At 71.9% G+C, this 11465-nt stretch carries 13 protein-coding genes and 2 pseudogenes; 11 read left to right on the forward strand and 4 right to left on the reverse strand.

Annotated features, from left to right (window positions below; all coding sequences use genetic code 11):
• Window positions 1–421: pseudogene (locus tag B7767_RS00800) on the reverse strand (hypothetical protein); the annotation flags it as partial.
• 142 nt (window positions 422–563) lie between these two features.
• Window positions 564–2141: an oxidoreductase gene (locus B7767_RS00805; RefSeq protein WP_085570371.1), complete on the reverse strand. Its 1578-nt coding sequence runs from the start codon at window positions 2139–2141 to the stop codon at window positions 564–566.
• 193 nt (window positions 2142–2334) lie between these two features.
• Here B7767_RS00805 and hisD point away from each other — a divergent pair, with 193 nt between their 5' ends.
• From hisD to hisF, 8 genes are read left to right on the forward strand one after another with little or no spacing between them, the layout of a single operon-like run.
• Complete coding sequence (gene hisD, locus B7767_RS00810) at window positions 2335–3660, forward strand: histidinol dehydrogenase (protein WP_085570372.1); 1326 nt, start codon at window positions 2335–2337, stop codon at window positions 3658–3660.
• Window positions 3657–4766 carry a histidinol-phosphate transaminase gene (locus B7767_RS00815; RefSeq protein WP_085570373.1) on the forward strand — a complete coding sequence of 370 codons (1110 nt, stop codon included), beginning with the start codon at window positions 3657–3659 and terminating at the stop codon, window positions 4764–4766. The genes hisD and B7767_RS00815 overlap by 4 nt, the downstream gene beginning before the upstream one ends.
• A complete protein-coding gene (gene hisB, locus B7767_RS00820) occupies window positions 4763–5356 on the forward strand; it encodes an imidazoleglycerol-phosphate dehydratase HisB (RefSeq protein WP_085570374.1) in 594 nt (197 codons plus the stop codon). Before B7767_RS00815 ends, hisB begins: the two co-directional genes overlap by 4 nt.
• Before the next feature lie 3 nt (window positions 5357–5359).
• Window positions 5360–5518, forward strand: a complete 159-nt coding sequence (locus B7767_RS46080; protein ID WP_179166989.1) for a hypothetical protein — start codon at window positions 5360–5362, stop codon at window positions 5516–5518.
• A gap of 4 nt (window positions 5519–5522) precedes the next feature.
• The gene (gene hisH, locus B7767_RS00825) at window positions 5523–6164 is read left to right on the forward strand and encodes an imidazole glycerol phosphate synthase subunit HisH (protein WP_085570375.1); all 642 of its coding nucleotides are present in this window, start codon (window positions 5523–5525) and stop codon (window positions 6162–6164) included.
• 4 nt (window positions 6165–6168) lie between these two features.
• Entirely contained in the window at window positions 6169–6891 is a 723-nt protein-coding gene (gene priA / locus B7767_RS00830; RefSeq protein WP_085570376.1) for a bifunctional 1-(5-phosphoribosyl)-5-((5-phosphoribosylamino)methylideneamino)imidazole-4-carboxamide isomerase/phosphoribosylanthranilate isomerase PriA, read from the forward strand.
• A 36-nt stretch (window positions 6892–6927) separates the two neighbouring features.
• Complete coding sequence (locus tag B7767_RS00835; protein ID WP_085570377.1) at window positions 6928–7332, forward strand: Rid family hydrolase; 405 nt, start codon at window positions 6928–6930, stop codon at window positions 7330–7332.
• Complete coding sequence (gene hisF / locus B7767_RS00840; RefSeq protein ID WP_085570378.1) at window positions 7329–8084, forward strand: imidazole glycerol phosphate synthase subunit HisF; 756 nt, start codon at window positions 7329–7331, stop codon at window positions 8082–8084. The genes B7767_RS00835 and hisF overlap by 4 nt, the downstream gene beginning before the upstream one ends.
• Before the next feature lie 3 nt (window positions 8085–8087).
• On the opposite strand, the gene B7767_RS00845 is transcribed toward hisF, so the two are convergent.
• Both B7767_RS00845 and B7767_RS00850 read right to left on the reverse strand, forming a co-directional pair.
• A complete protein-coding gene (locus B7767_RS00845; protein WP_085570379.1) occupies window positions 8088–8486 on the reverse strand; it encodes a VOC family protein in 399 nt (132 codons plus the stop codon).
• A 23-nt stretch (window positions 8487–8509) separates the two neighbouring features.
• The gene (locus tag B7767_RS00850) at window positions 8510–9145 is read right to left on the reverse strand and encodes a TIGR03085 family metal-binding protein (protein WP_085570380.1); all 636 of its coding nucleotides are present in this window, start codon (window positions 9143–9145) and stop codon (window positions 8510–8512) included.
• A gap of 131 nt (window positions 9146–9276) precedes the next feature.
• Here B7767_RS00850 and hisI point away from each other — a divergent pair, with 131 nt between their 5' ends.
• The 3 genes and pseudogenes from hisI to B7767_RS00865 form a co-directional block, all read left to right on the forward strand.
• Complete coding sequence (gene hisI, locus B7767_RS00855) at window positions 9277–9669, forward strand: phosphoribosyl-AMP cyclohydrolase (protein WP_085570381.1); 393 nt, start codon at window positions 9277–9279, stop codon at window positions 9667–9669.
• 11 nt (window positions 9670–9680) lie between these two features.
• On the forward strand, window positions 9681–11174 hold the full coding sequence (locus B7767_RS00860; RefSeq protein ID WP_085570382.1) for an anthranilate synthase component I: 1494 nt from the start codon (window positions 9681–9683) through the stop codon (window positions 11172–11174).
• Between the two features lie 52 nt (window positions 11175–11226).
• A pseudogene (locus B7767_RS00865) lies at window positions 11227–11465 on the forward strand (Trp biosynthesis-associated membrane protein); the annotation flags it as partial.

Consider the following 11465-nt stretch of genomic DNA (forward strand, 5'->3'; position numbering starts at 1 on the left):
CGGCCGTGATCAGCGGGCTCACCTCGCGCAGCAGCTCGACGCGGGCCGGTGAGTCCCAGGCGCGGTCCACCGCCCGCTGGGCGTCCACCAGCAGCCCGTCGGGGTCGCGCGGGTCGTGGGTGCGCCAGGTGTCCAGCCACTCGGGGCGCGAACGCGCGAAGGAGGCCAGGCGGCGCACATACCGGTCGCGGTGCTCCCAGGCGCCGCTGCGCCGGGTGACGGCGAGCAGTTCGGCGGCGGGCGTGTGGTCACCGGCCGCGGCCCCGACCAGCGCCGGGCCCAGCTGGTCGTCGGGTGCGTCGAGCAGCACCTCGTCGTCCGCGGGCAGCACGACGGGGGCGGGGGACGTGGCGCCCGTCGTCTTTCCTCGCACCCGGGATGTGCGGGTGAACGCGTCCATCAGAGCCATGGTGTCGACCATTGAAAGACCGCAGGTCACAGCGGCGCCAGAGGCGACACGGAAGTCATGGAAGGTTGTACGGGGTTCGGTCAAGGCCCGGCAAAAAGCAGTGCTTTCCTCACCTTGCGCGCGCTTCTCACGCCCCCCACCGGCCCCAGGGCCGTCACGTACGGCGCAGTGTCCGCGTCGCCCCCGCCGCCACCGTCGTCGCCAGGATCCAGCCCAGCAGGATGAACGCGGCCGACAGCCACTGCCAGCCGCCGCGCAGCTGCCAGAAGCCGACCTGGCCGAGGTCGATCACCGGCAGCAGCAGGTCCAGGGCCAACAGGGGCGGGTTCCACGCCGGGTGCTCACCGCTCTTCATCGGCGGGTGATCGGCCCGCGCGAAGGCCAGCGAACCGGCCGCCCACAGCACCGCCATCCACACCGCGGCCCGGCCCGGACGGTATCCGTAGGCGACCGTCCAGTCCTGCGCGTAACCCCACAGCTTGGCGGCGATCGGCAGGCTCTCGCGGCGCCGGCGCTGCTTGGCGAGCAGCACCTCGCGGGCGTCCTCGTCCTCCCCGCCCTCCCGCAGCACGGCGGCCAGCCGCTCGTACGGCTCCGGGTTGTACTCGGCGCTCGCCGCGTCCACCCAGCGCAGCCGCAGCGTCAGCGGGAACGGCCCGCGCGGCACCAGGTTCTCGTAGGTGAAGCCGCCCATGTGCAGCCGGCCCGGTCCGGGCCAGCTGTCCGCCCTGTCCATCAGGTTGACCACCTTCGCCCCCGACAGCACGACCCTGCCGCGCACCGGCCGCTCCCCGAGGAAGCGCAGCTCCGGCGTCTGCACCCGGCGCAGCGACAGCTCCTGCTCGTCGGTGAAGGTGAACCGGGCCCCCTCGAAGTCGACCGCGTCCCCGAACCGCCCGTCGTCCAGGCGCACCCCGCCCTGGCACTCGAAGCGCTGGATCCGCGTCCCGCGCGCCGGTGTCATCCCGCTGCGCGCCTGGGCCCCCACCCCCGCCGGGGTCAGGTACAGGGAGCGCTCCACGGTCAGCTGCGGCGCGTTCAGCGCGAGCCGGGTGTACGGGTTGACCAGCCGGGCCCCGCGCAGGCTCAGCGACACGCCGATCGTCGCGCTGCGCAGGCTCAGCTCGCCGTGCGACTCCAGCATCTCCGCCTGGAGGTCCTGGCCCACGTTCATTCCGTCGGCGGCTATCGAGCGGCCGCTGCGGTCCCGGTGCACGATCGCCTGGTTGAGCAGCAGATCCGTGCCGATCCGCGAGTCGGTGAGCCGTATGCCGCCCAGGAACCGGCAGCGCGGCAGGTGCAGATCGCCCTCGGTGTGCAGCCGGGCCGCCTCCAGGCGCGGTATCGAGCAGTCCACCATCCGCACGGTCGTGAAGCGGGCCTCCGGCAGCAGCACGTCCCGCTCGAAGCGGCAGGCCCGCATCTCCAGGTACGGCACCACCGTGCCGCCCGCCAGGTCCAGTGCGCCGCTGATCTGCACCCCGACCAGCTTCAACGACGAGACCCGGCCGGCCAGGGCGGGCGGCCCGTCCAGCAGCAGCCAGCACACGACGCGCGCCCGGACCGTCCGCTCGGGGCCCCACGGATGTCCTCCGTGCGGATCGTCGACGGTCGTGTCACCGCTGCTCAGGTCGTACACGCTGCCGTTGCGGAAGGCCTGCCACATCCCGGCCTCCGTGGCGGTCAGATCCTCCGGCGGCTCTCCGCCGCCCGGTCCCACCCCCTCGGTCACGGAACTCTCCTCCTCCCCATCTACTCGTCGGTTCGTCCCTTCGTACAACCGTTCATGCCCGGTGAAGTGACGTGTCGAACACGGAAAGTGAAGAGGATCTCGGAAATGTGCGCGCACCGTCACCGGGGACGTGACGTATCAGCCATTGGAACGGGCGGACGGCCCACCGTGCGGGTCTGAGAGAATTGAGCACGTGATCTCCCGAATCGATCTGCGCGGCGACGTCCTCCCCGAGGGCCCCGCCCTGCGCGACCTGCTGCCCCGAGCCGACTTCGACGTCGCGGCCGCCCTGGAGAAGGTGCGGCCCATCTGCGAGGACGTGCATCATCGGGGCGACGCGGCGCTGATCGACTTCGCCGAGCGGTTCGACGGCGTGAAGCTGGAGCAGGTACGGGTACCGGCCGCCGCCCTGGAGCGCGCGCTGGAAGAGCTGGACCCGCCCGTGCGCGCGGCCCTGGAGGAGTCCGTCCGCCGCACCCGGCTCGTTCACCGCGCGCAGCGCCGCGGCACGCACACCACCCAGGTCGTGCCCGGCGGGACGGTCACCGAGAAGTGGGTGCCGGTCGACCGCGTGGGGCTGTACGCGCCGGGCGGCCGGGCCGTCTACCCGTCCTCCGTGATCATGAACGTGGTGCCCGCCCAGGAGGCCGGCGTCCCGTCCCTCGCGCTCGCCTCCCCGGCCCAGGCCGAGTTCGGCGGCCTGCCGCACCCGACCATCCTCGCCGCCTGCGCCCTGCTCGGCGTCGACGAGGTCTACGCGGCCGGCGGCGCCACCGCCGTCGCGATGTTCGCGTACGGCACCGAGTCCTGCCCGCCCGCGAACATGGTCACCGGCCCCGGCAACATCTGGGTCGCCGCCGCCAAGCGCTACTTCACCGGCATGATCGGCATCGACGCCGAGGCCGGCCCGACCGAGATCGCGATCCTCGCGGACTCCACCGCCGACCCGGTGCACGTCGCCTCCGACCTGATCAGCCAGGCCGAGCACGACCCGCTGGCCGCCGCCGTCCTCGTCACCGACTCCGCGGAGCTCGCGGACGCCGTGGAGAAGGAGCTGGAACCGCAGGTCAAGGCCAGCAAGCACATCGACGAACGGATCGTCCCTGCGCTGTCCGGCCGTCAGTCGGCGATCGTCCTGGTCGACGGCCTCGACGAGGGCCTGCGGGTCGTCGACGCCTACGGCGCCGAGCACCTGGAGATCCAGACCGCCGACGCCGCCGCGGTCGCCGACCGGGTGCGCAACGCGGGCGCGATCTTCGTCGGTCCCTGGTCCCCGGTCTCCCTCGGCGACTACGCGGCCGGCTCCAACCACGTGCTGCCCACCGGCGGCTGCGCCTGCCACTCCTCGGGCCTGTCCGTCCAGTCCTTCCTGCGCGGCATCCACATCGTCGACTACACCGAGGACGCGCTGGCCGAGGTCGCGCACCACGTGGTCACGCTGGCGGAGGCGGAGGACCTGCCCGCGCACGGCGCGGCGATCAAGGCGAGGTTCGGGTGGAAGGTGCCTGAGAACAAGTGAGCTTCGGAATCGACGATCTTCCCGTACGGGACGAGCTGCGCGGCAAGTCCCCCTACGGCGCCCCCCAGTTGGACGTCCCCGTACGGCTGAACACCAACGAGAACCCCTACCCGCTGCCCGAGCCGCTGGTCGAGCGGATCACCGAGCGGGTCCGCGAGGCCGCCCGGCACCTCAACCGTTACCCCGACCGGGACGCGGTCGAACTGCGCACCAGGCTGGCCGAATACCTGACGAAGACCGCCGGACACCCGGTCGGCGTCGAGAGCGTGTGGGCCGCCAACGGCTCCAACGAGGTCATCCAGCAGCTGCTGCAGACCTTCGGCGGGCCGGGCCGTACCGCCATCGGCTTCGAGCCGTCGTACTCGATGCACGGCCTCATCTCGCGCGGCACCGGCACCGGCTGGATCTCCGGGCCGCGCAACGAGGACTTCACCATCGACCTCGCCGCCGCCGAGAAGGCGATCGCCGAGCACCGGCCCGACGTCGTCTTCGTCACCACCCCCAACAACCCCACCGGCAACGCGGTCCCCCCGGAGACGGTCCTCGCACTGTACGAGGCCGCCCAGGCGGCCAAGCCGTCGATGGTGGTCGTCGACGAGGCGTACATCGAGTTCAGCCACGGCGACTCGCTGCTGCGGCTGATCGACGGACGCCCCAACCTGGTCGTCTCCCGCACCATGTCGAAGGCGTTCGGCGCGGCGGGCCTGCGCCTCGGCTACCTCGCCGCGCACCCGGCGGTCGTCGACGCCGTCCAGCTCGTCCGGCTGCCGTACCACCTCTCCGCGATCACCCAGGCGACCGCGCTGGCCGCCCTGGAGCACACCGACACGCTGCTCGGCTACGTCGAGCAGCTCAAGGCCGAGCGCGACCGGCTGGTCGCCGAACTGCGCGCCCTCGGCTACGAGGTGACCGAGTCCGACGCCAACTTCGTCCAGTTCGGACGGTTCGAGGACTCCCACGCCACCTGGCGGAAGATCCTCGACCGGGGCGTCCTGGTCCGGGACAACGGCGTACCGGGATGGCTGCGGGTCACCACGGGCACCCCCGCCGAGAACGACGCGTTCCTCGACGCGGTACGTGACATCAAGAAGGAGCAGAGCGCATGAGCCGCGTTGGACGCGTGGAACGCACCACCAAGGAGACGTCCGTCCTCGTCGAGATCGACCTCGACGGCACCGGAAGGACCGAGATCTCCACCGGGGTCGGCTTCTACGACCACATGCTCGACCAGCTCGGCCGGCACGGTCTGTTCGACCTCACCGTGAAGACCGAGGGCGACCTGCACATCGACTCCCACCACACCATCGAGGACACCGCCCTCGCGCTCGGCGCCGCCTTCAAGCAGGCGCTCGGCGACAAGGTGGGCATCTACCGCTTCGGCAACTGCACGGTCCCGCTGGACGAGTCCCTCGCCCAGGTCACCGTCGACCTCTCCGGCCGCCCCTACCTCGTGCACACCGAGCCCGAGAACATGGCGCCGATGATCGGCGAGTACGACGTGACGATGACCCGGCACATCCTGGAGTCCTTCGTCGCCCAGGCCCAGATCGCGCTGCACGTGCACGTGCCCTACGGGCGCAACGCGCACCACATCGTGGAGTGCCAGTTCAAGGCCCTCGCCCGCGCCCTGCGCTACGCCTCCGAGCGCGACCCCCGCGCGGCCGGCATCCTGCCCTCCACGAAGGGCGCGCTGTAAGCCATGAACGGTCTGTCCACCGTCCTGATCGTCGTCGGCCTGTTCTTCGTCGGCGGGATCATCTCCTTCGTCAAGCAGAAGATGCCCACGAGCCTCGTCGTGCTGCTCTCCATCGGCGCCGTGATGTGCCTCGGCACGGGGCTCCTGAGGCTGGAGGTGTGAACCCTTGAGCACCACCAAGAAGGTCGTGGTCTTCGACTACGGCTTCGGCAACGTCCGTTCCGCCGAGCGCGCCCTCGCCCGCGCGGGAGCCGACGTCGAGATCACCCGCGACTTCGACGCGGCCATGAACGCCGACGGGCTGCTGGTGCCCGGCGTCGGCGCCTTCGCCGCCTGCATGAAGGGCCTCAAGGAGGCGCGCGGCGACTGGATCGTCGACCGCAGGCTCTCCGGCGGGCGCCCGGTGATGGGCATCTGCGTCGGCATGCAGATCCTCTTCGCGCGGGGCATCGAGCACGGCGTGGAGAGCGAGGGCCTCGACGAGTGGCCCGGCTCCGTCGAGCCGCTCCAGGCCGACATCGTGCCCCACATGGGCTGGAACACCGTGGACGCCCCGGCCGGCTCCGAGCTGTTCGCCGGCCTCGACACGGACGCCCGCTTCTACTTCGTGCACTCCTACGCCGTCCACGACTGGACCCTTCAGACCACCAACCCGGCGATGCGCGCCCCGATGGTCACCTGGTCCACCCACGGCAAGCCGTTCGTGGCCGCCGTGGAGAACGGCGCCCTGTGGGCCACCCAGTTCCACCCCGAGAAGTCCGGCGACGCCGGTGCCCAGCTCCTCACCAACTGGATCGGAACCCTGTAGAGACATGGCCAAGCTCGAACTCCTCCCCGCCGTCGACGTCCGCGACGGCCAGGCCGTCCGCCTGGTGCACGGCGAGTCCGGGACGGAAACCTCGTACGGCTCCCCCCTGGAGGCCGCCCTCGCCTGGCAGCGCTCGGGCGCCGAGTGGCTGCACCTGGTCGACCTCGACGCCGCGTTCGGCACCGGCGACAACCGCGCGCTGATCGCCGAGGTCGCCGGGGCGATGGACATCAAGGTGGAGCTGTCCGGCGGCATCCGCGACGACGACACCCTCGCCGCCGCCCTCGCCACCGGCTGCACCCGCGTCAACCTCGGCACCGCCGCCCTGGAGACCCCCGAGTGGGTCGCCCGGGTCATCGCCGAGCACGGCGACAAGATCGCCGTCGGTCTCGACGTCCGCGGCACCACGCTGCGCGGCCGCGGCTGGACCCGCGACGGCGGCGACCTCTACGAGACGCTGGAGCGCCTCGACAAGGAGGGCTGCGCCCGCTACGTCGTCACCGACATCGCCAAGGACGGCACCCTCCAGGGCCCCAACCTGGAGCTGCTGAAGAACGTCTGCGCCGCCACCGACCGCCCCGTGGTCGCCTCCGGCGGCGTCTCCTCCCTGGACGACCTGCGCGCCATCGCCGGCCTCGTGCCGCTCGGTGTCGAGGGCGCCATCGTCGGGAAGGCCCTGTACGCCAAGGCGTTCACCCTGGAAGAGGCCCTGGAGGTCACGTCTTGAAACCGGAGGCCACGTCTTGAGGAAGGACACAGCCCGATGACGTCCGATGCCGTACGGCGCGTGCAGGGCACGAATCCCTGGGAGGAGACCCTCGGCTCCGCACGTGCCGTGGCGGCGGGCGACCGCGTCCTGGTGGCGGGCACGACCGCGTTCCGGGGCGATGTGCTGTACGGGGAGGGCGACCCGTACGAGCAGACCAAGGTGGCCTTCACCAGCGCGCTGGAGGCGATCGGCGAGTTCGGACTCGGCATCGGGTCCGTGATCCGCACGCGCCTCCACCTCGCCCACGCGCGGGACGTCGACGCGGCCGGACGCGCCCACAAGGAGCTGTTCGACGCGGTGCGCCCGGTCACCACCCTCCTGGTGGTCGAGGGCTTCGTCGACTCGCGCGTCCTGGTCTCAGTGGAACTCGAAGCATTCAGAGGAGCCGTGACCTCATGACCCTGGCGGTCCGAGTCATCCCCTGCCTGGACGTGGACAACGGCCGGGTCGTCAAGGGCGTCAACTTCCAGAACCTGCGCGACGCGGGCGACCCCGTCGAGATGGCCAAGGTGTACGACGCCGAGGGCGCCGACGAGCTGACGTTCCTGGACATCACCGCCTCGTCGGGCAACCGCGAGACGACGTACGACGTGGTGCGCCGCACCGCCGAGCAGGTGTTCATCCCGCTGACGGTGGGCGGCGGCGTCCGTACCACCGAGGACGTGGACAAGCTGCTCCGCGCGGGCGCCGACAAGGTGGGCGTCAACACGGCGGCCATCGCCCGGCCCGACCTCATCCGCGAGATCGCGGAACGCTTCGGCCGGCAGGTCCTGGTGCTCTCGGTCGACGCCCGGCGCACCGACTCCGGTTCCTTCGAGGTCACCACGCACGGCGGCCGTCGCGGCACCGGCATCGACGCCGTCGAGTGGGCACACCGGGCCGCCGAGCTGGGCGCCGGCGAGATCCTGCTCAACTCCATGGACGCCGACGGCACCAAGGACGGCTACGACCTGGAGATGATCGCCGCCGTCCGCAAGCACGTCACCGTCCCCGTGATCGCCTCCGGTGGCGCCGGCAAGCTCGCCGACTTCCCGCCGGCGGTCGCGGCGGGCGCGGACGCGGTGCTGGCCGCCTCCGTCTTCCACTTCGGCGACCTGCGCATCGGCCAGGTCAAGGAGACGCTGCGGGAAGCCGGTCACCCGGTGCGGTGACGCTCAGCCGGTCGGCTGGGCCAGCTGGATGAGATTGCCGACCGTGTCGTCCAGGACGGCGGTGATCACCGGACCCTGCTCCTGCGGGTCCTGGACGAAGTGGACACCCTCCCCGCGGAGCCGTTCGAACTCCGCGCGGAGGTCGTCCACGGAGAACACGATCGCGGGCAGCCCCGCCTCGCGCACCGCCCTGCGGTACGGCTCCGCTATGGGCCCCTGCCCCGGCTCCAGCAGCAGCTCCAGGTCCCGCTGGGCGCCCTCCTTCGCGCCCACGGTGACGAACAGCGTGCCGCCGCCCAGATCCATGTGGGTGCGGGTCTCGAAGCCGAGGACATCGGTGTAGAAGGCGTGCGCCTTCGCCACGTCGTCGACGTACACACTGGTCATGGCCACTTTGATCACGAGCTGCGCCTTTCGGGTGCGGTTCAGATGCCGAGCTGTCCGGTCTCGCGCAGCTTCGCGATCGCGTCCTCGTCGCCGTCCAGCTCGACCTCGGCGGCGCTCTGCCGGCCGTAGGCGAACAGCACCAGCTCGGACGGCTCACCGGTCACCGTGACCACCGGGGCGCCACGGTGGGCCACCACCGTCTGGCCGTCCGGACGGCGCAGCACCAGACCCGTCGGCGCCCCGCGGCCCATCAGCCGCGCGGAGCGCTCCAGACGCGACCACAGGGCGTCCTGGAACACCGGGTCGAGCTCACGCGGCGTCCAGTCGGGCTGGGCGCGGCGCACGTCCTCGGTGTGGACGTAGAACTCGACGGTGTTCGACAGCTCGTCGACCTGCTTGAGCGAGAAGGGCGAGAAGCGCGGCGGACCCGTCCGGATGAGCTGGATCAGCTCCTCGTACGGCTTGGCGGTGAACTCCGCCGTCACCCGCTCCAGACGCGCCGCCAACTGCTTGACCAGCATGCCGCCGGCCGCGTCGGGGCGGCGCTCGCGCACCACCACGTGGGCGGCGAGGTCCCGGGTCGTCCAGCCCTCGCAGAGGGTGGGGGCCTGAGGGCCCGTGGTCTCCAGCAGATCGGCCAGGAGAAGTCGTTCACGCTTGGCATGGGTCGACATGCACGCCAGCCTACGGCCGGGCGGGGAGTCCGCCCACCCGTCGTCCGGCCGCCGCCTCCCGACGGGGCGCCGCGCGCCACTGTTCCCAACCAGTGGACATCGTCCGGATCCGTCGACCGGGGCGCGGCACAATGGTCGGCATGACCAGCAGCACGTCCCGGCCCAGCCGCCTCGACCCGGAGATCGCCGCGCGGCTCAAGCGCAGCCCCGACGGCCTCCTGCCCGCCATCGCCCAGCAGTACGACACCGGAGAGGTGCTGATGCTGGGCTGGATGGACGACGAGGCGCTGCACCGCACGCTCACCACCGGCCGCTGCACCTACTGGTCGCGCAGCCGTCAGGAGTACTGGGTCAAGGGGGACACCTCCGGCCACTTCCAGTGGGTCAAGTCGGTCGCCCTGGACTGCGACGCCGACACCGTGCTGGTCAAGGTCGACCAGGTGGGTGCCGCCTGCCACACCGGCGCCCGCACCTGCTTCGACGCCGACGTGCTGGTGGCGGACGCCCCCGCCTCGGATCAGTAGGGTCTGCCGCCATGGACCTCGAGACGTTCCGCAAGCTCGCCACCGACCGCCGGGTCATCCCGGTCACCCGCAAGCTCCTCGCCGACGGCGACACCCCGGTCGCGCTCTACCGCAAACTCGCCGCCGAGCGCCCCGGCACCTTCCTGCTGGAGTCCGCGGAGAACGGCAGGTCCTGGTCCCGCTACTCCTTCGTCGGCGTACGGTCCGCCGCCACCCTCACCGAGCGCGACGGGCAGGCCCACTGGGAGGGCACCCCGCCGGTCGGCGTCCCCGTCGACGGCGACCCGCTCGCCGCGCTGCGCACGACCCTCCAGACCCTGCACACCCCGCGCGACCTCGCCCACGACCTGGGCCTTCCGCCCTTCACCGGCGGCATGGTCGGCTACCTCGGCTACGACATCGTGCGCCGCCTGGAGAAGGTCGGCCCCGGCGAGCGGGACGACCTGCGGCTGCCCGAGCTGACCATGCTGCTCACCAGCGACCTCGCCGTCATGGACCACTGGGAGGGCGCGGTCTGGCTGATCGCCAACGCGATCAACCACAACGACCTGGAGACCGGCGTCGACGAGGCGTACGCCGACGCCGTGGCCCGGCTCGACGCCATGGAGGCCGACCTCACCCGCGCGGTGGCCCAGCCGCCCGCCGTGCTGCCGCCCTCCGAGCTGCCCGAGTACACCGCGCGGTGGGGCGGCCCCGACTTCCGGCAGGCCGTGGAGGACATCAAGGAACGCATCCGCGCGGGGGAGGCCTTCCAGGTCGTCCCCTCCCAGCGGTTCGAGACGCCGTGCACGGCGAGCGCCCTCGACGTCTACCGGGTGCTGCGGGCCACCAACCCGTCCCCGTACATGTACCTGTTCCGCTTCGACGGCTTCGACGTGGTCGGCTCGTCCCCCGAGGCACTGGTGAAGGTCGAGGACGGGCACGCCATGGTCCACCCCATCGCCGGCACCCGGCACCGCGGCGCCACCCCGCAGGAGGACCAGGCCCTCGGCGACGAACTGCTCGCCGACCCCAAGGAACGCGCGGAGCACCTGATGCTCGTCGACCTCGGGCGCAACGACCTCGGACGGGTCTGCGAACCCGGCTCCGTCGAGGTCGTCGACTTCATGTCCGTCGAGCGGTACTCGCACGTCATGCACATCGTCTCGACGGTCACCGGCCGGGTCGGCGCCGGCCGCACCGCGTTCGACGTGCTCACCGCCTGCTTCCCGGCCGGCACGCTCTCCGGGGCGCCCAAGCCCCGCGCGCTGCAGATCATCGACGAACTCGAACCGTCCCGGCGCGGGCTGTACGGCGGCTGCGTCGGCTACCTCGACTTCGCGGGCGACTCCGACACCGCGATCGCGATCCGTACCGCCCTGCTGCGGGACGGCACCGCGTACGTGCAGGCCGGAGCGGGGATCGTGGCCGACTCCGACCCGGTCGCGGAGGACACCGAGTGCCGCAACAAGGCGGCGGCGGTGCTGCGCGCGGTGCACACCGCGAACCGGCTGGGGACGGCCTGAGGGGCGTCCGAGGTGAACCCCGGGTGTCGGTTCGCCCGGGGTTCAGGCGATAGTGGAGGGCGTGACTGCTGTACCTACCCCCCGTTCCGAGGCCGCCGGCTCCGCCCGCAGTGGCCGCCTCAGCCTCGCCGTCGCCCTGCTGAGCGGTGCCCTGGGCGCGGCCGTGGCCCTGCTCGCCACCCGGCAGCAGTGGTCGGAGGGCACCGCCACGGTGGCCGGCGGCGCGTTCCCGCTGACCGCGAAGGGCAGCGACGTGACGGGCGTGCCCGCCGCCCTGGCCGTCGTGGGGCT

The organism is Streptomyces sp. 13-12-16 (assembly GCF_002114215.1).
GTDB lineage: Bacteria > Actinomycetota > Actinomycetes > Streptomycetales > Streptomycetaceae > Streptomyces.